The organism is Virgibacillus alimentarius, from assembly GCF_017874635.1.
Classification (GTDB): Bacteria; Bacillota; Bacilli; order Bacillales; family Amphibacillaceae; genus Virgibacillus_B; species Virgibacillus_B alimentarius.
Window position 1 is genome coordinate 1 of the sequence record NZ_JAGIKX010000006.1, and the last position, 24,323, is coordinate 24,323.

The 24,323-nt window shown below is 36.5% G+C and carries 21 protein-coding genes and 1 pseudogene; 15 read left to right on the top strand and 7 right to left on the bottom strand.

Annotation, left to right across the window (positions count from 1 at the left end):
* Nucleotides 1-587: 587 nt before the first annotated feature.
* From J2Z81_RS05500 to J2Z81_RS05535, 8 genes are all read left to right on the top strand, one after another.
* Nucleotides 588-1,238: a hypothetical protein gene (locus J2Z81_RS05500; RefSeq protein WP_198020930.1), complete on the top strand. Its 651-nt coding sequence runs from the start codon at nt 588-590 to the stop codon at nt 1,236-1,238.
* Nucleotides 1,239-1,997 (top strand): cytochrome c biogenesis CcdA family protein, encoded by a 759-nt coding sequence (locus J2Z81_RS05505; protein WP_038221145.1) that lies wholly within the window; start codon nt 1,239-1,241, stop codon nt 1,995-1,997.
* Between the two features lie 136 nt (nt 1,998-2,133).
* A complete protein-coding gene (locus J2Z81_RS05510; protein ID WP_029269011.1) occupies nt 2,134-2,736 on the top strand; it encodes a TlpA family protein disulfide reductase in 603 nt (200 codons plus the stop codon).
* 38 nt (nt 2,737-2,774) lie between these two features.
* Nucleotides 2,775-3,458 (top strand): response regulator transcription factor, encoded by a 684-nt coding sequence (locus tag J2Z81_RS05515; protein WP_029269013.1) that lies wholly within the window; start codon nt 2,775-2,777, stop codon nt 3,456-3,458.
* On the top strand, nt 3,445-4,545 hold the full coding sequence (locus J2Z81_RS05520; RefSeq protein ID WP_029269014.1) for a sensor histidine kinase: 1,101 nt from the start codon (nt 3,445-3,447) through the stop codon (nt 4,543-4,545). The genes J2Z81_RS05515 and J2Z81_RS05520 overlap by 14 nt, the downstream gene beginning before the upstream one ends.
* Before the next feature lie 141 nt (nt 4,546-4,686).
* Nucleotides 4,687-4,950 carry a metal-sensitive transcriptional regulator gene (locus J2Z81_RS05525; protein WP_029269016.1) on the top strand — a complete coding sequence of 88 codons (264 nt, stop codon included), beginning with the start codon at nt 4,687-4,689 and terminating at the stop codon, nt 4,948-4,950.
* 144 nt (nt 4,951-5,094) lie between these two features.
* Nucleotides 5,095-5,442: a bacillithiol system redox-active protein YtxJ gene (gene ytxJ / locus J2Z81_RS05530; RefSeq protein WP_029269018.1), complete on the top strand. Its 348-nt coding sequence runs from the start codon at nt 5,095-5,097 to the stop codon at nt 5,440-5,442.
* A 140-nt stretch (nt 5,443-5,582) separates the two neighbouring features.
* Nucleotides 5,583-6,398, top strand: a complete 816-nt coding sequence (locus tag J2Z81_RS05535; protein ID WP_029269020.1) for a squalene/phytoene synthase family protein — start codon at nt 5,583-5,585, stop codon at nt 6,396-6,398.
* Nucleotides 6,399-6,459: 61 nt separating this feature from the next.
* Here J2Z81_RS05535 and J2Z81_RS05540 read toward each other — a convergent pair whose 3' ends face one another.
* From J2Z81_RS05540 to J2Z81_RS05550, 3 genes and pseudogenes are all read right to left on the bottom strand, one after another.
* Complete coding sequence (locus J2Z81_RS05540; RefSeq protein WP_051681447.1) at nt 6,460-7,146, bottom strand: DUF4956 domain-containing protein; 687 nt, start codon at nt 7,144-7,146, stop codon at nt 6,460-6,462.
* 2 nt (nt 7,147-7,148) lie between these two features.
* A pseudogene (locus J2Z81_RS05545) lies at nt 7,149-7,909 on the bottom strand (VTC domain-containing protein).
* A 377-nt stretch (nt 7,910-8,286) separates the two neighbouring features.
* Nucleotides 8,287-8,694 carry a hypothetical protein gene (locus J2Z81_RS05550; protein WP_156947715.1) on the bottom strand — a complete coding sequence of 136 codons (408 nt, stop codon included), beginning with the start codon at nt 8,692-8,694 and terminating at the stop codon, nt 8,287-8,289.
* A gap of 521 nt (nt 8,695-9,215) precedes the next feature.
* Here J2Z81_RS05550 and J2Z81_RS05555 point away from each other — a divergent pair.
* The 4 genes from J2Z81_RS05555 to J2Z81_RS05570 all read left to right on the top strand — a co-directional run bounded on the left by J2Z81_RS05555 (nt 9,216) and on the right by J2Z81_RS05570 (nt 14,975).
* The gene (locus J2Z81_RS05555) at nt 9,216-10,697 is read left to right on the top strand and encodes an MDR family MFS transporter (RefSeq protein ID WP_029269035.1); all 1,482 of its coding nucleotides are present in this window, start codon (nt 9,216-9,218) and stop codon (nt 10,695-10,697) included.
* A 228-nt stretch (nt 10,698-10,925) separates the two neighbouring features.
* On the top strand, nt 10,926-12,860 hold the full coding sequence (locus J2Z81_RS05560) for an FUSC family protein (RefSeq protein ID WP_226981253.1): 1,935 nt from the start codon (nt 10,926-10,928) through the stop codon (nt 12,858-12,860).
* Between the two features lie 151 nt (nt 12,861-13,011).
* The gene (locus J2Z81_RS05565) at nt 13,012-13,443 is read left to right on the top strand and encodes a MarR family winged helix-turn-helix transcriptional regulator (RefSeq protein ID WP_029269039.1); all 432 of its coding nucleotides are present in this window, start codon (nt 13,012-13,014) and stop codon (nt 13,441-13,443) included.
* 38 nt (nt 13,444-13,481) lie between these two features.
* Nucleotides 13,482-14,975 carry a DHA2 family efflux MFS transporter permease subunit gene (locus J2Z81_RS05570; protein ID WP_051681449.1) on the top strand — a complete coding sequence of 498 codons (1,494 nt, stop codon included), beginning with the start codon at nt 13,482-13,484 and terminating at the stop codon, nt 14,973-14,975.
* Nucleotides 14,976-15,252: 277 nt separating this feature from the next.
* Here J2Z81_RS05570 and J2Z81_RS05575 read toward each other — a convergent pair whose 3' ends face one another.
* Together J2Z81_RS05575 and J2Z81_RS05580 are read right to left on the bottom strand one after the other, a co-directional pair.
* Nucleotides 15,253-16,605, bottom strand: coding sequence for an MFS transporter (locus tag J2Z81_RS05575; protein ID WP_226370880.1), 1,353 nt, complete (start codon nt 16,603-16,605; stop codon nt 15,253-15,255).
* A gap of 162 nt (nt 16,606-16,767) precedes the next feature.
* Nucleotides 16,768-17,793, bottom strand: coding sequence for a YeiH family protein (locus J2Z81_RS05580; protein WP_029269045.1), 1,026 nt, complete (start codon nt 17,791-17,793; stop codon nt 16,768-16,770).
* A 121-nt stretch (nt 17,794-17,914) separates the two neighbouring features.
* Between J2Z81_RS05580 and J2Z81_RS05585 the strand changes: the two genes are divergently transcribed.
* Nucleotides 17,915-18,832: a LysR family transcriptional regulator gene (locus J2Z81_RS05585; RefSeq protein WP_226370881.1), complete on the top strand. Its 918-nt coding sequence runs from the start codon at nt 17,915-17,917 to the stop codon at nt 18,830-18,832.
* 21 nt (nt 18,833-18,853) lie between these two features.
* Here the strand turns inward: J2Z81_RS05585 and J2Z81_RS05590 are convergent, their stop codons facing one another.
* Nucleotides 18,854-19,936 carry a TDT family transporter gene (locus J2Z81_RS05590; protein WP_226370882.1) on the bottom strand — a complete coding sequence of 361 codons (1,083 nt, stop codon included), beginning with the start codon at nt 19,934-19,936 and terminating at the stop codon, nt 18,854-18,856.
* 229 nt (nt 19,937-20,165) lie between these two features.
* On the opposite strand from J2Z81_RS05590, the gene J2Z81_RS05595 reads away from it, so the two are divergent.
* Both J2Z81_RS05595 and panF read left to right on the top strand, forming a co-directional pair.
* A complete protein-coding gene (locus J2Z81_RS05595) occupies nt 20,166-20,450 on the top strand; it encodes a YhdT family protein (protein WP_226374373.1) in 285 nt (94 codons plus the stop codon).
* Complete coding sequence (panF, locus tag J2Z81_RS05600) at nt 20,447-21,880, top strand: sodium/pantothenate symporter (RefSeq protein ID WP_226370883.1); 1,434 nt, start codon at nt 20,447-20,449, stop codon at nt 21,878-21,880. Before J2Z81_RS05595 ends, panF begins: the two co-directional genes overlap by 4 nt.
* Nucleotides 21,881-22,250: 370 nt before the next feature.
* Here panF and J2Z81_RS05605 read toward each other — a convergent pair whose 3' ends face one another.
* Nucleotides 22,251-24,236, bottom strand: a complete 1,986-nt coding sequence (locus J2Z81_RS05605; protein WP_226370884.1) for an acetoacetate--CoA ligase — start codon at nt 24,234-24,236, stop codon at nt 22,251-22,253.
* Nucleotides 24,237-24,323 lie beyond the last annotated feature (87 nt).

The following is a 24,323-nucleotide window of genomic DNA, read 5'->3' on the forward strand; positions in this document are numbered from 1 at the left end:
CCCAGAGCTCAGTAAAGAAGAGCAAGTACAGCCCCTTTGGATGCTTTTTTCCTTGAGGTAAGTCTTTCACCGAAGCTTCCATCAAAACCCTCCTAAATGATTGCAACGTTACTAATTATAAAATAGTAAGAATCGTTATACAATAAAAATTCTAAAAGAATAAGTTTTAGCATTTTTGAAATTATTCTTAAAAAATGAATACAGATCCACTTTAGTTTGTTGCGAATAAAGAATGATATTCTTTTTGAGGGATATTAATTAAAATGGGAGTACAGGATAATATTCTTTCTTTAAAAAAGAAGGTTTATCAATTGTTATTAATTAACTGGTTAGTAAAGCTTTTTTCGTCAGAATTGATGTTTGCAACTGCTGATAATTACATTTTTGTTCACATTGCATCTCATTTTTTAGGGTGTTTTTAGTATTTGTTTCTATTCTCCTATATACTTAAGTGTAATAATACATACTGTAATTTCACTGTAAAAACACAGCCATTTAAATTAATAAAAAAATTTTTTCGATTTTCATCAAATTTTCATATTCGTATTGTATGATACGAATGGAATGCAATGGACTGGAGGAAATCAATGATGGCAGTAGCGAGTAAATTATCATCTATCGCAGTCATAGTCATAACCTTCATCTTAGGGTTTGCTTTTTTCTATCAGATAAGCAACTTACCCAAGGCACAAAAAAAGCACCATATGGAGGAAATGGCTAGTCAGCTTATTAATTTTTTTATATTTTTATGGATCGGAAAAATTGTATTAAATTTGTCTGTATTTGTTCAAGATCCATTGGCGATTTTAGCTTATCCAAGTAATTCTTATGCATTTTACTTTGCATTTTTCGCCTGCGCTGTGACGTTTGTTTATAAGTCGAAACGTAAAAACAGGAACATTTTTTCATACATGGATTCCTTTATGATAACGATTTTGGTTGCATCGTTTGTCTATGAGTTTATTCAGCTGGTGTGGGTGAATGATACGTTTTCAATTGGATATATGATTTTACTCTCTGTTCTACTCCTGTTTGTCCTGCTCATTCGTGATCGGATAGCTACTAACACATTGACATTGATTGTGTTAGTGATCTGGTTGATAGGAATATTATTATTAGCATTCATACAACCGTATGTAACAATTTTTGGCTACATAATAGCACCATGGTTTTTAAGCCTGTTGTTAGCAATATGTTTAATAGCTATCGTTATAAATCTAAGAAAGAGGGTGTCGTAATTGGGTGGAATAGAAGCAGATACGATGTTGGTGGTAGGAATGCTTCTTGCGATAGGCGCAGGTGCGTTATCCTTTTTATCACCTTGTGTGTTGCCGATTTTTCCAGCATATCTATCGTACATTACTGGGATCAGTGTAAAAGAGTTGCAGGGAGATAAAAATATAAAGATTCGCAGTAAATTATTAAGTCATTCTGTCTTTTTTCTTTTAGGGGTTTCACTTGTATTTATTAGCTTAGGTGTAGGAGCTTCCTTTTTAGGAAAGTATATTCAGGATTTATTAGTCGGTGATTCGGGACTTTTAATACAACGTCTTGCGGGAATCTTTATTATATTTATGGGTTTGTTTGTTGGTGGCTGGATTAATATAAAGGCGCTGATGGTGGAGAAACGTTTCCATGCTTCTAAAAAACCAGTCGGCTATTTAGGAACATTTTTTGTTGGTTTGGGATTTGCTGCTGGATGGACACCATGTATTGGTCCTATTTTTGCATCTATCCTGTTTTTAGCAGCAAGTAACCCTGGCCAAGGTATATTTTATACAGCAATGTATGTTGTTGGCTTCGCATTGCCATTTATTGTTTTGACCTTTTTCCTTGGCTCTACCAAATGGATTGTTCGCCATAGTGGAATCATCATGAAAATCGGCGGCGTTATTATGGTAATAATGGGAGTTGTCCTGTTTTTGGGACTAATGCCGCGTATCACAGAATTTTTACTTAAGTTAGTACAAGACACATGGCTAGAAAAGCTAGGCTAATCATAATCATTAGCTGCTTACCTTTAAGTTTAATATAGTAGTATATAAATGTAGAATAATACTATATAAACGTTGAGATAAAATAAATTCATTACGTTTTGCGAGCTTGAATAAAACGAAAGGAATGGATATAAGCATGAAAAAATTAATAATTATCTTGATTGTGGTAGGAATGGTCGGCTACGCTGTCTATGATTTTGCCTTTACATCGGATAAACAGGTATCAGAAGAACAAAACAGTCAAGAGCATAGTGTTTCGGATAATGCCATCACCTCCCCTCCGAAAGAAGATGAAGAGGTCAAGGAGTCCGATGAAGTAGGACTTGATAAGGGGCAACTTGCTCCAAATTTTGAACTTACTACTTTAGACGGAGAAAAAGTAAAATTATCCGATTTCAAAGGTGAGAAAGTGTTTCTGAATTTCTGGGCAACATGGTGTCCGCCGTGCCGTGCAGAAATGCCAGATTTGCAAAAGCTTCATGAAAATAAAGATGTAAAGATTTTGGCTGTTAACTTAACACAAACAGAGTCAGACCCAGATAAGATCCAAGCGTTCATGGATAAACTTGACCTGACATTTACTGTTCCTTTAGATAAGCAATCAACCGTAGGAAATCAATATCAAATACAGCCAATACCGACTACTTTTATGATTGATTCTAATGGCCGTATCCAGAATAAGGCTTTTGGTGCCTTGAACTATGAAATGATGGTTCAAGAGGTAGAAAAGCTGAAATAAGCCATGATTACGCGTAAACTAGTACTGGGGTGAACGTGATGAAACAAACTGTCATGGTTGTAGAAGACGATAAAATGATTCGCGACCTTGTAAGTATTTATTTGAAGAAAAACGATTATCATGTTGTAGAAGCATGTGATGGTGAAGAGGCACAAGAAGTGTTCCTTGAGCACCATCCATGCTTAATTATATTGGATTTAATGCTGCCTAAAATAGGCGGTGAAGAATTTTGTACATGGGTGCGTGAACGGGAAGGAAATGACGTATCAATTATTATGCTTTCTGCCAAATCCCAGATCGATGATAAAATTTCTGGACTGAAATTAGGAGCGGATGATTATATGACAAAACCTTTTGACCCAAATGAGCTCATCGCTCATGTTGAGGCCGTTTTGCGCCGAACTGGCCAGTTTTGTCAAAAGATCGTGCATGAAGGATTATGTATTAAACCGCGAAAAGGAGAAGTCCTGCTTTTCGATAAACCAGTAAATCTAACAAAATATGAATTTAATATTTTGTATTACTTCATGCAAAATCCAAACATTGTTTTATCACGAGAGCAGCTCGTCAATCAAATTTATCCAAATACAGAACACGATGTAATGGAAAGAACAATCGATGCGCACATCAAAAAAATACGCGAAAAGGTAGAAGAACATGCGAAAAATCCAAAGCGCATCCAAACTGTTCGAGGAATGGGGTATAAATTTGTCACTAAGTAAGAAAATAAAATCAATTATACCCTCTGGATTTTTGTGGCGTTTAACCTTTTTAAATACAATCGTTGTTTTCATAGCTACTGCAATTAGTGGGTGGGCTATATATAATACAGCCTGTTTTCTGGCTGCAGGTGTGGGAGACTTCAATGCACAAAGACAAGAGCAGTATAATAGCACGCTTCTAAATTATTTGTGGATATTTATGATTATCGCTGCTATTGCGGGAAGTTTATTTCATTATTTTTTAATAAAGCGATTGATAAAACCAATAAGACAGTTAATTCATTCGACCAAACAGATGAAACTAGGGCATTTTCCAAAACCAATAGAAGTTTATAAACAAGACGAAATAGGACAATTAGTCATACAGTACAATGAATTGCTTGATCAATTGCATGAAAATGAACGGCATAGGAAAAAATTAGTTTCTGATTTGTCTCATGAAATCAGAACGCCGATATCAAATTTAAATGGTTATCTTCTTGGACTGAAGGACGGGGACATTACAGGAGATAAAGAATTATACGCATCACTTTATCAAGAATCCAAGCGTCTATCACAAATGATTGAACAGCTTGAACAATTAAAGGAGTGGGATAATCTATCTGCTCAATCTTTAACTAATAAAGAAGAAATAGAAATAGGAGGTTTACTTAAACAATGCGTAGCGATGTTCAAGTGGACGCTTAGTCAAAAAAACATTACCGTACAGGTAGATGCTGTTCCTTGTAATACGTTTATTCATATTGAAGGGATACAACAAGTTATTAGTAATTTACTTGATAATGCAATTCTTTACTATGAGGGGGAAGGCCCAATTTTCATAAAAGGTGAAAAAAGAGATGAAAATTATCTTATCTCTATCACTGGACCAAGTAAACCTATACCAGATCAAGAAAAAGAAAATATATTTAAACGTTTTTATCGATTAGATTCCTCACGCAGTCGCGAAACAGGTGGATCTGGTCTTGGACTTGCCATTACGAAGAAAATAGTTGAGAAGCACCACCAAGGAGAAATTGGAGTTAAAATGGGGTCAAACAGTAACACATTTTGGTTTTTGCTTCCAGTAGATGAAGAAACAGATTGATAAAAGGTTTAACGGGATTGTAAAGCAATTGACAATATACGCTTGAGGGTATATCATATATTCTATAAGTGACTACTCTGTATAAAATGAAGAGTTATACGATAGATTGGTTGTAAATAGAATAGACAGGAGAGATTACTTATGGAATATGATGATAAAATAAAAAATAGAGTAAAGCGTATGGAAGGTCAACTTAGGGGTATTTTAAAAATGATGGAAGAGGGAAAGGACTGCAAATCAGTCACGACACAATTGTCTGCTGTACGTACAGCGGTAGATAGAACGGTGGGTGTCATTGTCAGTTCAAACCTTGTTGAATGTGTTTTAGAAGCAGATGAAAATAAGGATAAAGAAACGGATGAATTAATAAAAGAAGCAGTTAATTTGCTTGTTAAAAGCAGATAAGTTGTTTTCTTCCTTTTTTTATCTCATTAAGAACAATCAAAAAGTTGATCAAACGTTTGAATAAAAAGTAATGGACCAAAAGTTATATCTTTTTCTGTTTTTTTATTATAATGAAAGTAACTAAATTTTTAAGGAGGGATTTTAATGGCAGAGTTAAAAAAGATTCATTCCAATGAAGATATGAATGAAGTATGGGAGAGGTCTGAGCAAAAACCAGCTATTCTTTTTAAACACAGTGCAACTTGTCCCGTCAGTGCAAATGCTTTTAATGAACTTAACGCTTTTTGGAAAACTACACAAGAAGATGTTGATTGCAGTTATTTAGTAGTAAGTGAAAGCAGAGATCTATCCAATCAAATAGCGGAAGAAACAGAAGTGAAGCATGAGTCACCCCAAATCTTTCTTATTTCAAATAAAAACGTAATTTGGCATACTTCTCACTCAAAAATATCGCAGGAAAGTATAAATGAAGCGCTAAAAAATGTAAAATAGGGGAAAGACTAGTCAAAGCCACAGTAAGAAGCTGTGGTTTTTAATGTATCTTCTATTAGGGTGATATAACAAAACATGCCAATCATACTTAAATTTGATATACTTAAGTTAGCCTCATTGCTTACAAGGAGGAAAATAAGTTGAGCAATAAAAAGTTACAAAAAGAAGCTATGCATATATTAAAACTTACAAGCAGAACTTTCTATATTCCAATTACGTTGCTTGGATCAACACTAAAGAAAACAGTAGGGTCCGCCTATTTGTGTATGCGTGCCATTGATGAAATAGAAGACCATGAAGCATTGGATATAGAAACAAAACAACATTTATTACGCTCCACCAGTGCCCTTTTAAAAAGTGAATTCGATGCGGCAGCTTACGAACAATTAATGCATCCATATAAATCTGTAATGCCTGAAGTAACCTTACGATTAGGTGACTGGATTAGCGTATGTCCTCCTGAAATAGTTGAGAAAGTAAAAGAATCAACAAGCGTAATGGCAACAGGTATGGCTAAATGGGCAGGGGAAAATTGGCATGTAAAAACAAAGGAAGATTTGGATGATTATACATACTATGTAGCAGGTTTGGTAGGTGTTATGCTTTCAGATATATGGGAATGGTATGACGGTACACAGACCGATCGAGAGCTTGCTATCGGGTATGGAAGAGGGTTGCAAGCAGTTAATATGCTCCGGAATCAACAAGAAGATGAGGAAAGGGGAGTTAAATTTTTTCCTGACGGATGGAATGCCAACGACATGTTTATGTATGCTGAGAGAAACATAGAATTAGCGGATGAATATATGAAAGACATAAGTACTCGAACGATAACACTGTTCTGTAAAATTCCGCTAGCACTAGCAAAAAAGACGATAAAAGCTTTAAAGAGCGGCAGGGAAAAAATTTCTCGAGATGAAGTGGAAACGATTGTAGATAAGATTAAAAATGAGTAGTTTACACCCCCCCTTAGAATCAAATAAAGCCAACGTATGTTTACATTGGCTTTATTTGATATCATTCATTTAAGTTTTCTAAATAGGTTAAGGACACTTTTAAATTAGCATTTTTCTCCCGGACATGGTCAAGTAGTTCTTTATCTTTTGTAGTGTTTTTACTTCGGATCGCATAGGTATATAAAATCATTGTACCAAGATTCGTCGTTTCGACTTGTCGAAGTTGATAGCTCTCTGTATACATATCAAAAACATCATCTAGCAAATGTTCATGATTTAAATTTTCTGGTATCGTTACCTTTAATATTTGTGTGTCCTTTCCTTTTCCATATTGAAACTTATAAAGTAAGTAAAAGATAAGGCTAGCAAAAATAGTTAATATAATGGCTAAATCAAAATGGTATAACCCGCTCGTCATACCTACACAGAGGCCGAAAAAAATATAGGCAATATCTTTTGCATCTGTAACGGCACTCCTAAAACGAATAAGCGAAAAGATAGCAAATAACCCAAAGGCAACACCTGAATTTCCGCTGATCACATTCATAACAACCGAAACAATGACACTCATCATAATAATTGTATGCACAAAAGCCTGTGAATATCGCTCACCTGTAAACGTGACTTGATATATCTTCGTAATAATTAAACTTAATCCTGTAGCAATAAGCATGGCTAATATAACCATGTATATAGATGTCTCACTTCCTGTATCATTTGTTGAAATAAGTTCGTTAATAAAATCCAATGTTATCTTCCTCCCCCTACAAATACGTTTTCCATCACAATTTCATTCGGTATCTCTTCACTTTTTAACAATTCTGTACTCGTGCAGTACTTGGATGCACTTTTTTGCTCGCAATGTAAATCTTGCAGTATACGAGTCAGCCACAAAGGAACACTATCATTTACCTTCACTTCAAGAACCACTAGATTAGGATCAATAAAGTGTTCCCCCTGCGGACCATACTCCAGAAGAAGATCATCCTCGCGCAGCGTAAATTTAAATCGAATGTCACTCTAAGTTCCGGATCATATACGCCATGAAGCGCGTGTCTGTCATAACTAACGATCATCTCAGGATGTAAGTTATACAAACGGCGAAAATTATCAATCTCCCGCAGCACTTGTGTGTTAGAAGCTTCAAAGTGATTCAATGGTTCTTCAGGTGTATCTAAATAGCGATAAGCTTCCGAAAGCGGAAGAATCATCCGTCTTTTGTTCACCACCTTTTTATGCTTTTGTTTGATTTCAAAAAAAGCAGTTCCATCTTTATCTATGTCATCATATACACGCAGACGAAGCTTTTGACGAAACGCTAATTTGTTTTTTGTTTCAAAATAAATCGTGTTTTCCGGACTCTCAAAGTATAGACTTGTTACCGTATATTTACCTTCCTCTCCATTTATGTCTGCACGCATATAAGGAGACATTCGTCTGACCAGCTCTTCATACTGATCCGTGGTAATTAAGTATTTTTGCTCTTTCCTCCTAAAAATTTCAATCGTCATCTATTTCATCTCCCTCTGCTATGTTTATCGTAAATGTTTGATCTGAAAACATACTGTGAGAAGGATTAGAATCTCATGAGAAATCTAAGGTCATTCTATTTTAAAGTAAAAGGGTAATGGTCTATTTAACACTGATCAGGGGTAAACTATTTTTTCGATTAAAGAAAAAGAGACCATTTATGATCTCTTTTCAAAAAGAACCAAAGGGATAGGAGCGTTAGGGTTGAATGCAGAAGTAAAAATAGCCTTTGATACGTTAACATACGCTTTATAAGGAAAGGTGGGGCTGGTTTACATGGATGGTAAGAAACAAAACTAGCGCCCGTATCTTATTTTTATAACATAAGTGTCTTGACAATGGGACCACTTTATTTCATTTAAAAACATTGAAATGATTGGATGCTGTTTAGATCAATTCCGAAGTAAGTCCATCTATTATGACTCCATCTGAATCCAGAAATAGAGTTTCTGCCAACAAAGATGGGAAAAAACCAAAAAGCTTCTCTTGAAAGCCAAATATAGGTGAAGCGGAAAAGGCAGCCTTGTATTGCACCAGGATCAATAGCAAAGGGCTGAATCTGCTGTTTTGTTGGTGTGAAATTAGGTGGAGGTGTTGTTGGGGGCCCACCCCCACCTTGAAATCCCGGATATTCGCCATCAGGAGATCCGGTAAATGGCGGATAATAGCCGGTAGAATTTACGCTATGCTGTCCTCCTCCGAAAATTTGTCCAAGCAAATACCCCGGCGGATTAAATTGTCGATTGTTTCCAAAATCATTATGCATTATTTTTCCTCCTTTATCACTTCTTTCTTTTTAATATATGGGGATTCGCATAGAGTGGGAATGATAATGAAAAACGAAATGAAAAATAGGCGCAATAAGAACTTGCTATGATAGAAGATATATGGTAAGGTTACTCTACAATTTCTGAACGGAGGTTTTTTAAATGAAGCATATCCAATTCCGATTAATTACTGTGCTTGGCTAAATGAATAGTATGTAAGACTCTGCTTGTGTGGAGTATTCGGGATTGGTCTGCTTAATTTAGGAAACCTAATATTAAAAATGGGGAGAGGATCAAGTCTTACTCTCTTTTTTTGTTTTAAAGAAAGAACTTGAAGGGATTGCTTTGTTTATGGAGCTGCTAAAGAAATGCAACAGCTTTCTCATGCTCTTGCAAATGACCAATAAAATGGGAAATAATTTATTTGTTTCTAATATCGTTCAAACTTCCCGATTACTTCTGCACAAACTGAAACTTGTGTTTTTAATTTGTATACGTACGGAAAAGGAGATTTTCTTAGATGAATGATGAAACAAATAATAAGGAATATGAATTTTTAGCGGATGACCCCAATGGAAAAGTAATGCCTATTATGCTTTCTTTAATTATTGGTGCATTTTTCGCAATTTTAAATGAGACGTTGCTGAATATTGCGCTTACAACGCTAATGAAAGAATTCGATGTATCGGTTTCGACAGTACAGTGGATGGCAACAGGATTTATGCTTGTTATGGGAATCGTTATCCCGATGTCCGCTTTACTGATTCAATGGTTTACGACAAGACAAATGTTTATAGGAACAATGACTGTTTTTACCATTGGTACGATTATTTGTGGCCTAGCTCCAGTGTTTTCTGTATTACTAATAGGACGCTTCCTGCAAGCAGCTGGAACAGGTCTGTTAATTCCAATTATCTTTAATACGTTTCTTTTACTATTTCCGCCGCGACGCAGGGGGGCAGTTATGGGGATTGTAGGATTGGTTATCATGTTTGCCCCCGCGATCGGTCCAACATTATCAGGGATTATTGTGGAACATCTTGGGTGGCGTTACCTCTTTATAACGGTGATTCCTTTTGCTTTATTTTCAATTGGATTTGCCTATAAATATTTAGTAAATGTTTCAGAAGTAACCAAGCCAAAAATAGATATACCCTCCATCTTATTTTCTACGATCGGATTTGGAGGGGTTGTATTTGGTTTTAGTACTGCCGGAAATCAGGAAGAGGGATTTCTTGCTCCGGTTGTTTATATTTCAATCCTTATAGCGATTATTTCGTTAACGCTGTTTTCATTCAGGCAATTAAAGCTAAATGAACCGATTATAGATATCCGTGTGTTTAAATTCCCTATGTACTTACTTGGTGTGGTTATGTTTATTATCATCATTATGGCAATGTTTGCCTCGGAGATTATTTTGCCGATTTTTATGCAGGGTCCCTTGGCTTTAGCTGCAGCGACTGCAGGATTGGTTCTTTTACCAGGTAGTTTGTTAAATGGACTATTATCACCAGTGATGGGAAAATTGTTTGACAAAGTAGGACCGCGTTTTTTGATGATCCCGGCAACAGTACTATTATGCGGCACCATGTTTGTTTTAACGAGATTAAATACAAACACCCCGGTTGTAGTGATCATTATTAGTTATATATTGTTAATGATTTCGGTTTCAGCGATTATGATGCCAGCGCAAACAAATGGATTAAATCAATTGCCCAAGCATTTATATCCACATGGAACAGCTGTGATGACGACCCTGCAGCCTGTAGCGGGAGCGATTGGAGTTTCTGTGTTTATCAGTATTATGAATGCCAAGCAAAACAGTATTTTAGAAAAAGCAGCGAACCCAGCTGACCCGGAAGTAATTAATAATGCAATGGTTGCTGGTGTTGAATTAGTTTATTTTATTGCATTTTGTTTTGCTATTTTTGCATTTATTGTCTCCCTTTTTGTTTATAGAGCAGAGCCAACTGAAATGGAGCAGCTGCATGCAGAAGAATAAAAAAACAGTTTTATTGGTCAAAAATGATACCAGACCATGGTAAAAGAGTAAGCAAAGGTATCAGAATAATAGTGATTCGTTGTAACCTTTTCCATGAAGTTGTAAAATAGATACAGGTTGACAGAAGGCTGTCCCATTTCTTTTGGGACGGTCTTATCTTTTTGTTTGAATATATATTTGCCAAAAACGGGTAAAACGATTGAGAAAGGAAGGAGGATGTTTCTTTACATGACAAGTCTAATATATACAAATTTGAAGCAGGCTTTTGAAATCAAAAAGAATCCACTTCCTTGGATAAAGGCTATTAGTGCTGGGGTAGCTGCAGCACTCCCGGCATTCATTGGATTGTTATTTGGTCAATTGCAATACGGGCTGTTAGCTGTAATTGGGAGTTTCACTTTTCTATATATGTTTAATGAGCCTTATGTGCAGCGGGCGAAAAAACTCTTTTTTGTTTTATTAGGAATAAGCTTTTCTGTTGGCTTAGGAACACTTCTTGCTCCTTTTCCAATAGCTCAAGCCTTCACAGTTGGCATTATTGGTATGGTTGCTACATTTATTTTTGGGGCACTGAAAATACCAGGACCAGCGGCAATATTTTTTGTTTTAGCATTTACTATGACGTCCGCTATGCCAGTTGACCCTGCTCTTGCACCTGTTCGGACTGGATTCGTATTTCTTGGAGGGGTTTTATCATGGCTCATTGCGATGGTTGGTTGGTTTTTTAATCCGCGTAGACCTGAAATAAACGCTGTTAGAAATATTTATAAGGAACTTGCTGCACTATTAGATGCCACCGGGACAGAAAGATTCAGCGAAGCAAGGCATCAAACAGTGTTGAAAATAAAAGCTGCAGAAGAAGTATTAAAAGCAGGGTATGCACCTTGGGGGAAACCACAGCTTTATAAGCGTCTCTATCTATTATATGAACAGGCAAATGCTATCTTTTTAGAGATACTTGAAAATGATGCAACGAACAATACAAAGCTGTCTGCAGAACTGGGAGAGTTTCTCAGGACCATTGTAAAAGCAATTGATAATAAAGATAATAATATATCATTGGATACGATCGGTGTTAACGATATACAAGTAGAGAATACGGAACTTATTGAAAAGGTACGTAAGGCTGGATCGATTTTAATAGATGAGCTAAGTGAAGAATCGATACGAATTTCAAAACCTTCTTTCAAAACTATCTTTGGTGGTAATATCCATAAAAACTCCATCGTTTTTGTGTCCGCATTACGATATGGTTTTATCCTAATGATTGCTGCATTAATCGCCCATGCATTTGGTTTTGACCGTTCATACTGGGTGACCCTATCATGTGCAGCAGTGATGCTCGGTTCAACAATCATGAGTACTTTTCATCGTGCTATCCAGAGATCGTTTGGAACCATTATCGGTATTTTAATAGCTATGTTACTTTTATCATCGCATCCAGAAGGGCTCGTGATCGTTATAATAATATTTTGTTTAACTACGCTTACAGAGCTTTTTATTGTACGGAACTATGCACTTGCAGTGTTTTTCATTACACCGAATGCGATCTTTATGGCGGAAAATACAACACAAATATATGATTTGAGTTTTTTTGCTGCGACTAGAATAACAGATATTTTTATTGGCTGTATCATTGGGTTAGTGGGAATCTTTTTGATTGGGAGAAGGTCTGCTTCGAGTCGACTTCCGCATTTAATTGCTAAATCAATCCGAAGTCAGATGCAGTTTATTGTGTTGCTTTTTTCTGTGCAAAAAGGAGATATTGACCTTAGTGAAAGTAAAGAAAGCAGAAAAATGCATACAAACCTGACTAATTTAAAAGTTGTTTATACAACTGCATTAGGGGAAATTCCAAATAATAGGAAAGTATTAGAATTTTTATGGCCAGTCATGTTTTCTATCGAACATTTAGGATATTTACTGGATGCTTCGGCAAAGCACCCAGGACGTCCGATGCTTTCAGATGCGAATCTTGCACAATTGTTGCTTGTTTTTGAAACAATGGCAAAATCTGTGGAGCACAAACAATTGCTAGTTTCTAAAGTTGTTCCGAATATTAATGGTTTTCCACATATTGAAAAGGAAATCAAAGCTCTCCAAGAGGCGTTGCAAATAGGCGGACAGGCCTCTATTAAGTACGGATCGAAACGCAACAAATAGAAGGATAACGTGCAAATATTTTGTGGGGATTGTACTTGACAGATGATGAATCTAGGCGTATAATCCTTCTTTGTTCGTAAAAATTAGTTTAGTACTAAGATACTTTTAGGTTAACTAGTTTTAATAAGGAATGGACAAAGGGGATTCTACGGTGGACAAAGATTTTTTTGAATTAGAGAAGGTACTTAGACAGATTGTAAAAAAAATTCCAAATGAATGGCGGAAACATAGTAAATTGGAGCTATCACGAACGGAGTCTCTGGTTTTATATAAATTAAATAAGGATGGAAAGCAGCGTTCTTCTCATTTAGCCAATGCCCTATCCGTTACAACTGGCGGCTTGACTGGTATTACGGATAAACTCGTTCAGGAGGATTTTATCTTTAGAGAAAGAGATAGAAAAGATCGAAGGGTTGTTTATTTAACCATTTCTGAAAAGGGAAAAGATGCCTTAAAGATGATGTATGCGGCCAGAAAGTCGTTTATTGAATCACTATTTCATGGTTTAACACTAGAAGAGCTGGATCAGTTGAGTACGATCACAAACAAAATAGTAGCAAATCTTGAAAGCGAGACAGAATAATAGTGGACATTGTTTTAGGAGGAAGGAGTTGAAAAGTCATGACGGATACAGTGAATATCAAAAAAGGCCCGATTTTATTTGTCATTATTATGGGAGCGTTTGTCTCCCTTTTAAACCAAACATTAATGAATGTCGCGCTGCCTTCGATTATGGCAGATTTAGATATAACAGAAAGTACTGCACAATGGATAACGACTGGATTTATGTTAGTAAACGGAGTGCTTATTCCGATTACAGCATTTTTAATGGAAAAGTTCTCCACAAGGCAGTTATTTATAACTGCTATTAGCCTTTTTACTGTTGGAACGTTGATTTGCGGGATAGCTCCAGGATTTGAAATACTTATGACTGGAAGAATTATTCAGGCAATTGGCGCAGGAATTATCATGCCACTTTTAACAACGGTTGTGCTCGCATTATTTCCAGTTGAAAAGCGTGGCGGAGCAATGGGGCTAATTGGTGTTGCCATTATCTTTGCACCCGCAGTTGGCCCGACACTTTCGGGATTTGTCGTACAAAATTATTCTTGGAGAGTACTATTCTACGTTATTTTTCCGATCGCACTCGTAAATATTATCCTGGCAGTTATTTTTCTTAAAAATGTTACAAAGCAAACCTTTCCTAAAATCGATATGATAGCAGTTATTTTGTCTACATTTGGGTTTGGTGGTATATTATACGGTTTTAGTACAGCAGGTACAAATGGATGGACCAGTGCTTTTGTATTGACAGGGCTTTTTGTTGGCTTTGTAAGTTTGTTTTTATTCGTATTGCGTGAATTAAAATCTGAAAGTCCAATGCTTGATTTTAGAGTCTTTAAAAGCGGAATTTTTTCCTTAACAACGGTTATTAATATCATGCTGACAGTAGCTATGTTTGCACCAATGCTGCTAATACCAATCTACCTGCAGCAAATTCTCAATATCAGTCCATTGAATTCAGGTCTTATGCTTATGCCGGGGGCTATTGTGATGGGCATCATGTCTCCAATCACTGGTAAGATTTTTGATAGGGTCGGGGCAAGGCCGCTAGCAATTGTCGGTTTATCGATAACAGTGGTGACAACTTATCTATTTACCCAGTTGACAGACACAACAGGATTTCTTTATTTAATCATTATTTATACAATCCGTATGTTCGGGATGTCCATGATTATGATGCCAATTATGACAGCTGGACTAAATCAGCTTCCACAACGTCTTTACCCACATGGAACAGCGATGGTTAATACAGTAAGGGCAGTTGCTGGTGCGATTGGTACGGCATTCTTAGTTACAGTCATGACGAATCAGGCTAAGCATAGCATAGAAGGCATTATCGCTTCTCATGGTTTTAATCCGGCTAATAGTCTGGATATGCTGGAAGCTGCCAATTTAGCCCAAGTTCAAGGGATCAATGATGCATTTATGGTATCAACAATCTTTGCATTGATTGCACTTATTTTATCTTTCTTTATTCAACGTGGAAGAACAACGCAAGACCAAGTACCAGGTTTACAAAGACAAGATAATTTCAATGTTGCAACAGATTAGTAAATAAAAATGATAGGGGTTTTCACATGCTATTTACTACGAATGACGGAGACTTTAATTGTATACCCCCAGACTGCACAGTTGTTTTAGGTATTGTAAGTAATCAATGAAACCCTTATTCTTTGTAATTTGATTGGAATCGGTCACTCATCCTTTATAATTCCCTAATAAAATATAGATATAGAAAATAGCAGGGCAAATGACCCTGCTATTCTTAATCCTAAATTACATGCTAAACCAAGAAATACAGTCACCGAAATGATATGTCTGCTCCTTTTTATCTGCTTTTTAAACGTATGTTGCCTGGAAGTCTCATTGCTAAGAATAATACGAAACCACAAAAAATGAGACAGATGAGCGCTACACGATGAAAATGTTCAAAACTGATATTATTGTTAAATGCAAGACCTAATAAACTTGACGATAAAATAGAACCAAGATAACGGCTTGTTTGGAATAATCCAGATGCTGAACCAGTCTCTTCTGGCTTAACATGCTCAAAAAGCGCTGTTTGCATTGAGATATTATTAAATCCGTTACTCGTACCAAGGATTGCCATGATGATAAGCAGCCAGAACAGTGGTGAAGATTCATTAAAAGTGAGCAGTAATGCTGTTCCTATTAGAAGGGTTGCTGCCCCCATAAGGAGTGGCAATTTCGAACCATACCGATCAATAAGACGCCCTGCAAATGGTGCAATAAACACGCCAAATCCTGCCAGAGCAAGCATGATTAGCCCTGTATGCTGTGCGTCGTAGTGCAGCACTTGCTGTAAAAATGTTGGAAATCCAAAGAAATAACAGTAATAAACAAGATTAATACTTATAAATTGCAGATAAATAAAGGATACATTGGAATTGCTTTTTAATGACGCCAGATCAATAAAAGGTTCTTGCTGCCGTTTTTCAAAAAAGTAAAAAGCGAACATACCAGCAAGAAAGATAAACATGGCTACAAAGTTAATGTTATTTTCCAGTGAGAGTAAAAATAAAATTAGTCCAACGATGGATACCATAAACAGAGAGATACCAATAAAGTCAATACGTCCTATTTCAAGCTTCGCCTTTCCGGTATTTGGCAAGACGAAAATCGCTAAAATGAACGATAAGATAATAAAAGGAAAGTTGATGATGAAAATAGACGGCCAATCCCAGGAAGCAATTAAAAAACCGCCCACAGATGGTCCAAAAGCTGCGGACGTTGTTGAAAAAATCGACAACGTGGCTAATGCCTTGGCTTGGCCATCTGTAATATTGGTTCGCACCATACTCATTCCACTAGGAAATAATGTAGAACTGCCAATCGCCTGCAGTGCACGGCAACCTAATAAAAAGGGAAGATTAGGCGAAAATGGAGCTAAAATACAAGATACAGCTACCAAAAAAAGACCGGTTAAAAACAGCCTTTTAGGACCAAACATATCACTTAGTTTTCCCATAACAGGCTGCCCGGCTGAACTTGCAAGGTAAAAAATGGATATTAACCATGACGCATCAGCAAATGTTAATGCGAATTCATTTTGAAGTCTAGTTAATGCTACTGAAATCATAGATGAATTTAATGGATTAAGCAATGTGCCAAGCCCAATCGTTAATACAAATAACCTTTGCTTCTGTAGACTTTTAGTCATTATATCACCTGAATTTTTTAAAAAATATAATAATAACTTCTATCATATACAACTCTTTTGTAATAAAAAAGTAGATTGCTTATAAAGTGTGTAGAAGCTGTATAATAAAAAAATGCCTTCTGTTATTACAACAGAGACATTTTAAATGAAACTTCGATAATTTTAAATGATTAGATAAGCTAATAACGAAAGACAAACTGATGTGATCGTCATAGCTGCCAGAGGCTTTAATGCCCTTCTTCGCAAGTCCTGTAAGCTGACATTCAGTCCGAGTCCAACCATCGCAGCAGTTAGTAACCAGGTTGATGCTGTATATACACCTTCTAATACATTTTCTGAAACAGGAATGGAATGACCAAATACGTAGCTTCCTAAAATACTAAGTAAAATAAAACCAAGTAAAAACCATGGGAATGCTACCTTATTTTGTTCTTGATTAGAGCTTTTTCTTTTCATGAAATAAATAAAGATGAAACAAAGCGGCACAAGTAAAAACACACGTCCTAATTTTGCAAGCAGGCCTATTGCCAGTGCATCTTCCCCTGCAGGTGCGGCTGCAATTGCGACGTGGGCAAGTTCATGTAAACTAATACCTGACCAAATACCATATTCGTCAGGGAGTAGCGGTAAAATAGGTCTTAATAACGTATATCCTATCGCAAATACAGTTCCCATTAAAGCAATAATGCCGACTCCTATCGCGGTGTCTTCATCTTTTGCTTTTACAATAGGTGCGACAGCTGCTATTGCTGCTGCTCCGCAAACCCCGGTTCCAACACCAAGTAATAGGGAAATGGATTTGTCTGCTTTTAGCACTTTAGCAAGCCAGACTGTTACCGAAATGGCAAAGACAATGACCAAAGCATCACGAGCCAGCAACCCCAACCCCTCATTAAAGACGGTAGCCATATTCAGCCTAAGACCATATAAAATGATCGCTAATCGTAGTAATTTTTTCGAAGAGAATGTAATACCTTGGCGAAGGACTTCTGGATATCCAAAGATTTGACGATAAAGAACTGCAATTATGATGGCACATGCTAATTGGCCAATATGATCAAATCCGGGTATCAATGCTAATAAATAACCTAGTAGTGCAATAAAAAAGGTAAATGCAATTCCTGTAATCCATAAAAGCGATTCATTTGGAATTCGTTGTGGTTTTTCCTGCTGTAATTGTGATCCCATTTAAACACCTCCTTACTTCAGCATAGTTGAATATTGTTTATAAGGAAAATAATTTATCGTGATATTAATGATAAGTAAAATGGTATAATAGCAAAAGAACAGGATAAGGAGGTGTAGGACAATGGATCAACATTTACAAGTATTTGTAACAGTGGCGGAACAACAAAACTTCTCCCGAGCAGCTAATGAGCATCATATGACACAACCAGCCGTCAGCCAATATATCCGTGCTCTTGAAGATACGATTGGAACAAGACTGCTTGAGCGAACGAATAAATATGTACGTTTAAATAAGGCGGGTGAAATTGTTTACCATCATGCAAAGGAAATTCTAGGGCTTTATACAAAAATGCAAAATTTAGTGGATGATTTGGAACATAAAGCAAGTGGCCCGCTGTCGATTGGAGCGAGCTATACATTTGGTGAATATGTACTTCCGAGGATCATTGCTAATTTACAGGATATCTATCCAGATATTGTGCCTACTGTAACGATCGGAAATACATTTAAAATTGCTGATTTAGTAGCAAGTCATCAACTGGATATCGGGATTGTTGAAGGGCATTTTAATGAATCGAAGTTAATAGCAGAGCCATTTGCGGAGGATCACATGGTAATTGTAGCCTCCCCTGACCATAAATGGATTCAAGGGAAAGAACGAGTAAAAATCAGTGATTTAGAAAATGAGACATGGATTGTACGTGAACATGGTTCAGGCACGCGGGAAGCAACGGAAAAAATGTTTCAGCTCTTTCATATTACCCCCGATAATTTTATGCATTATAGTAGCACACAACCGATTAAAGAGTCTGTTGAGGCTGGTTTAGGAATTAGCCTGCTATCACAATGGGCAATTCAAAAAGAATTATGTCATGGTGATCTGGAAATCATAAAAGTCAATGGTTTACCGCTTTCCCGTCAATTTTCCATTGTGACGAAATCACCATTTCAAACAAAGGCTTTGGAAGTTTTTATCGAATTATTACGTAATAATAAGATGTTAACTACATTACAACAAACGAAGGAACCCAACTTATAAGCGGGTTCCTTCGTTTGTTGCTTAACGAAAAGATGTCTTAAATTGTTTCTGTGAAGTGACCAAGGAATGAACAAGCAGAGCGATTTCAATAATTAAAATAGCTGCAATGATCCATTTTCCATAAATTAAAATTGCCTCTTGAGTGGAAGCAATACAAGCCGGTTTGATATTAAAATTTGTATTAAATTTCAAAGTAAATGTATAAAACATACAAAAAGTAAAGATACGTGACCATTGTGAAGGGTGATAAAAAGCAATTCCTTTTATAAAACCATACCGCTGTATTCGAAACACACCCCGACTTATTTCCAATATCTCATGAATGATAAAGATAAAGAATACAACACTCCATAAAGCAAGAAGATTTCTGTAACTGAAAGTTTGTGAGATCAATGCAGCAGAGCCAATGATAGAGAGTGCCCCGTGTAAAATACAGTTGGGTGCCATCCAGTCATCCACCAGACTCCATGTAAATTTTACGTAGCGCTTAAGCATTAATAAGGCACTCAATAGGTAAAAAATAAACCCTAAAATAATTAATGTCATATTAATATAAAAATAAGAGCTGAAATCGTCCCACACATTATTATACATAAGTGCTAATGATTGTGTGCTCACTGTAGTTAATAATAAGATTCCGTTAACATTTTCATTTGATTTTCCTGTCCATATTTGTATTATTGTTTTTATAGATACAATAAAATAGATCAGCCATAAACATGTATTTATAATGATTAACGGGATTACGATCCGATTAAAGATAGGAAAATAGTTGCTAATAATGATGACAGTTACTGATGTACTGGCTACCCATGTTCCAATACGAAAGCGTCCAATAGGGTGTTCATAATGGATTTTTTTAAATTTGCTTGTCAAAATAGAAGCTGCAAAAGATGTCATAAAGAAAGCCCAGATGATGATTGTTACTAATGCCAGTAATTTATACCATAAAGCATTTTCACTGAAATTTGGTCCAACATTTAAGCTGAAGACACCAACCGCCATCACAATTGCACCGGAAACCGTTTGAACAAAAATTAGCCTTTTATATATGAGATAGTAAACAAGGAAGAATAAAGCAATAAACCCTATAATATATAACACACTAAATCCTCCTTGAATAGTTAGCTTTACCTACTCTATTAGTATATATTATTTGATATCGCTATGAAAGCAGATTATCTTTTCACTCGTTTCGTAATCTTAAAAAATTATATAAAAAAATAGTATGACATATTTATAATCTGTTATACTAGAGTTGTATTATAGTAATAGTCCCTCTTTTTTAAATCTTTGCAATTAAGTGGAAGTAGATGAAGGAGGAGTTATACGCGTGAAGCAAAATGATTTGAAACAGGATGATTATCGTTTTAAAGTAGCGAATAGAGAAGCATTAATAGGGGTCGGATTAGTTGTTTTTAACTTTATCTGGTGGTTTGCTTTTGCATATGGTTTAGGTAGTAAAGACCCAGCTAATTATAAGTATGTATTTGGATTTCCCGCATGGTTTTTTTACAGTTGTATACTCGGCTTTATAATCATGACTGTGTTAGTAACAGTAATTGTAAAGAAATACTTTGTTGATATTCCATTTGATGACGAAGGAGAAGTAAAATGAACTGGCAAGCATTGGTTCCTTTACTTGGATTCTTGATCATCATATTTGGTGTTGGCATGTGGTCCAGCAGGTATGTTAAATCATCTCATTCATTTTTACAGGAATATTTTTTAGGAAACAGAAGTTTGGGTGGTTTTATTTTAGCAATGACAATGACGGCAACATATGGCAGCGCCAGCAGTTTTATTGGGGGACCGGGTGCCGCTTACGACAAAGGATTAGGCTGGGTATTATTAGCAATGTCACAAGTTGCGACAGGCTATTTTGTGTTAATGGTATTAGGGAAGAAATTTGCCATTATCACTCGTAGGTATAAGGCAGTAACTATGATCGACTTCCTAAAAAAAAGATATCAATCGAAGTGGGTTGTATTGTTTTCAGCAATCAGTATTATTATTTTCTTATTTTCAGCAATGGCGGCACAATGGATTGGTGGCGCTAGATTAATTGAGTCTTTAACAGGGATGCAATATACGACTGCATTATTTATTTTTGCCGTCTCTGTTTTGTTTTATGTAATCATTGGCGGATTTCGAGCTGTTGCTTTCACTGACGCTATACAAGGCAGTATTATGTTCCTTGGTACACTCATATTACTGATTGCAACAATTATTGCCGGAGGCGGGCTTTCTAATATTATGGCAGACCTTTATACGGAGAACCCAAATCTATTAAGTCCTTATGGAGCAGAAAGGGATTTGACGCCTGCTTATGTATCTTCATTTTGGATTCTTGTAGGGGTTGGAGTTGTAGCACTGCCGCAAATTGCTGTACGAGCCATGTCTTATAAAAATGCTAAATCCATGCACCGTGCCCTGATCATTGGGACATTTGTCGTCGGCTTTATTATGTTGAATATGCACTTAATCGGTGTGCTGGCAAGACCCATCTTGCCGGATATCGAAATAGGTGATAAGGTGATGCCTCTTATTGCATTAGAAGTTTTACCGTCATGGCTGGCAGGAATTGTTTTAGCAGCCCCAATGGCAGCAATTATGTCTACTGTAGATTCTTTATTGCTAATAGTAAGTTCATCGATTGTAAAGGACTTATATTTAAACTATATACAGCCAAAAGCCTCACATGTACGGATCAAGCAATTAAGCATAGGTGTTACAGCAGTTTTAGGAATGATTGTTTTTGTTATGGCACTGAATCCGCCTGATTTAATAATATGGCTGAATTTATTTGCATTTGGCGGACTGGAAGCGGCCTTCATTTGGCCGATTATTTTAGGGCTTTATTGGAATAAAGGAAATAAATACGGTGCACTTGCTTCTATGATCGTTGGAGTAGGATTGTATATTCTTTCGGATACATTTTATCCAGAGCCATTTGGATTTCATTCTGTAGTGTTGCCGACAGTGTTAGCATTGTTGGCATATGTAGTAGTTAGTCTCGGTACGCAGAAAAAAACTTTTAGAACTTAATAAAAAATTCTACTCGATTATGATATGCTCTCCTGAAGGTAGACAGGCCAAAAAATAAAAATCTGTTTCACTAGACCAACCTATATAAAAGAAACAATAAAAAACACCTTTGAAATGGTATAATCAAAATATACTAATTCGGAGGTGTTTTTGCGTGGGCAAAAACGTGTAAAGCGGTATAATGGTCATAGAAAATTAATAGATACGGCAAAGGGAAGGACGACCTCTATGAACAAAGATAGAAAAACAATTTGGAAAGTACGTATGGATATTGTGCAGGACGCTTTAGCGGCCTTAGCCCTATGGAATATAGAGCTAAAGCCGCTCAGACCCTGTTATTATTTCCGCTGTCTACTCGACAGAGGGCAGTTCAAATTTGAGTAGACTTTTTTGCAAATGAAACAAAACTTTCCAAAGACTTTGCATTCGCCAATGACCCTTTGTTAACAACCTCTTCAACGTCTTTTCCCATTAATATTTTTTTCACTGGAATTTCCAATTTCTTGCCGTTTAATGTTCTAGGTAAATCGCTAACTTCATAGATTTCGGTTGGTGTATGCCTTGGAGAGCATTGTGTTCTAATTTGCTTTTTGATTGCTTGTTTGATTTCGTCGGTTAATGGATATCCTTCTTTCATCACAACAAATAATGGTACGAATGAGTCTCCATCATTTTTTGGAATATCCACTATTAAACTATCAGCTACTTGACTAATTTGATCTACAGCCCGGTAAATTTCACTTGTACCAATACGAATACCACCGCGGTTTATCGTTGCGTCAGATCGGCCGTAAATCACACAAGTATGCCGGTCGGTTATTTTTAAATAGTCTCCGTGTCTCCAAATGCCTGGATATACATCAAAATAGCTTTCATGCAATCGAACACCATCTTGGTCATTCCAAAAATAAATCGGCATGGATGGAAACGGTTCGGTTAAAACAAGTTCTCCTACTTCGTCAATCAGGGGTTTACCACTGCCATCGAAGCTTTCAATTTTTGCCCCAAGTCCCCTGCATTGCAATTCCCCTGCATAAACGGGGAGGATCGGTGCGCCTAATATAAATGCTGTGCAAATATCAGTTCCTCCACTGGCAGAAGCTATCCACAAATCCTTTTTCACATTTTCATAGCACCACTGGAAACCTTCTGGTGGCAAGGGAGAGCCAGTCGAGCTGATATTTTTCAAGTGTTGTAAATTAAAGTCTTCTTTAGGTGTAATTTCATCCTTCATACAGCCAGTGATGAAACTGGCACTTGTGCCGAAGATAGTCATTTTTGTCTGCTCTGCAAATTTCCAAAGCATCTTTTTATTCGGATATCCTGGGCTTCCGTCATATAAAATAATGGTACTTCCAGTTAGCAATCCGCCAACAAGAAAGTTCCACATCATCCAGCCGGTTGTGGTAAACCAAAAGAAACGGTCGTCTTCACTGAGATCCGCATGGAAAGTTAACGCTTTTAAATGTTCCAGTAAAATACCACCCTGGCTTTGTACGATCGGTTTTGGTTTTCCCGTTGTACCGGAAGAAAATAATACCCATAGTGGGTCATTAAATGGAACATATTCATAAGTAAGGTTTGCTGTTGGGCTAGGTTGCATTGCTTCTTCCCAATGAATAACGTTTTTCAGTCTGCTGAAATCTGGGTTGTTATCTAAATAAGAAATAGCAATCGTTGCTTCTAGTGTTGGAAGTTCCGACTGGATTTCTTCAGCAATTTGACTACGATCAAAGTCTTTTCCGTTATACCGGTAGCCATCAACGGTAATCATCACTTTAGGTTCAATTTGTTTAAACCGGTCAATAACACTTTGTGTTCCAAAATCCGGAGAAGCACTGGACCATATAGCACCTAAACTAGCTGTAGCTAGAAAAGCTACAATTGTTTCATAGATATTTGCTACGTAAGCAACAATGCGATCTCCTTTTTTTACTCCCAACTTTTTCAGTGTATGCTGGAGGTTTATCGTATCCTGATAAAGCTGTTCCCAAGTTACTTCAGCAGTCTCCCTGTTTTCGGAAGCATGAATAATCGCTGGCTTTTTTTGATTACGATTTCTGAAAATATGTTCTGTATAATTGATAGTCGCCTCCGGAAACCATTTTGCTCCAGGCATTTTATGTGTTGTTAATACATTTTGGTAAGGTTTATTGGATTGAATATCAAAATAGTCCCAAATGGATGCCCAAAAGTCTTCCAGTTCATCGACAGACCACTTCCAAAGCGAATGATAATCCTGAAAATCAAGTTCCTTATGTTGTTTTAACCATTTCATATAGGCGTATATATTTGATTGCTGCATCCTGTTGTGAGTCGGTTCCCATAATAAAGTACCTTCTTTCACTGTGTTCATATTATTCCCCCTAAATGGTTCGATGCGTACCTTCATTATAAGAAAACGCTTACCATAAGTAAAGGAGCGGATGAATTTATTTGTAGA

What these genes read in the sequence shown, in the direction of transcription:
- J2Z81_RS05570 (WP_051681449.1), top strand. Translation starts at nt 13,482, where the DNA reads ATGACGGATACAGTGAATATCAAAAAAGGCCCGATTTTATTTGTCATT.
- J2Z81_RS05585 (WP_226370881.1), top strand. Translation starts at nt 17,915, where the DNA reads ATGGATCAACATTTACAAGTATTTGTAACAGTGGCGGAACAACAAAAC.
- panF (WP_226370883.1), top strand. Translation starts at nt 20,447, where the DNA reads ATGAACTGGCAAGCATTGGTTCCTTTACTTGGATTCTTGATCATCATA.
- J2Z81_RS05525 (WP_029269016.1), top strand. Translation starts at nt 4,687, where the DNA reads ATGGAATATGATGATAAAATAAAAAATAGAGTAAAGCGTATGGAAGGT.
- J2Z81_RS05515 (WP_029269013.1), top strand. Translation starts at nt 2,775, where the DNA reads ATGAAACAAACTGTCATGGTTGTAGAAGACGATAAAATGATTCGCGAC.
- ytxJ (WP_029269018.1), top strand. Translation starts at nt 5,095, where the DNA reads ATGGCAGAGTTAAAAAAGATTCATTCCAATGAAGATATGAATGAAGTA.
- J2Z81_RS05510 (WP_029269011.1), top strand. Translation starts at nt 2,134, where the DNA reads ATGAAAAAATTAATAATTATCTTGATTGTGGTAGGAATGGTCGGCTAC.
- J2Z81_RS05550 (WP_156947715.1), bottom strand. Translation starts at nt 8,694, where the DNA reads ATGCATAATGATTTTGGAAACAATCGACAATTTAATCCGCCGGGGTAT.
- J2Z81_RS05580 (WP_029269045.1), bottom strand. Translation starts at nt 17,793, where the DNA reads ATGGGATCACAATTACAGCAGGAAAAACCACAACGAATTCCAAATGAA.
- J2Z81_RS05555 (WP_029269035.1), top strand. Translation starts at nt 9,216, where the DNA reads ATGAATGATGAAACAAATAATAAGGAATATGAATTTTTAGCGGATGAC.
- J2Z81_RS05575 (WP_226370880.1), bottom strand. Translation starts at nt 16,605, where the DNA reads ATGACTAAAAGTCTACAGAAGCAAAGGTTATTTGTATTAACGATTGGG.
- J2Z81_RS05605 (WP_226370884.1), bottom strand. Translation starts at nt 24,236, where the DNA reads ATGAACACAGTGAAAGAAGGTACTTTATTATGGGAACCGACTCACAAC.
- J2Z81_RS05500 (WP_198020930.1), top strand. Translation starts at nt 588, where the DNA reads ATGATGGCAGTAGCGAGTAAATTATCATCTATCGCAGTCATAGTCATA.
- J2Z81_RS05560 (WP_226981253.1), top strand. Translation starts at nt 10,926, where the DNA reads ATGACAAGTCTAATATATACAAATTTGAAGCAGGCTTTTGAAATCAAA.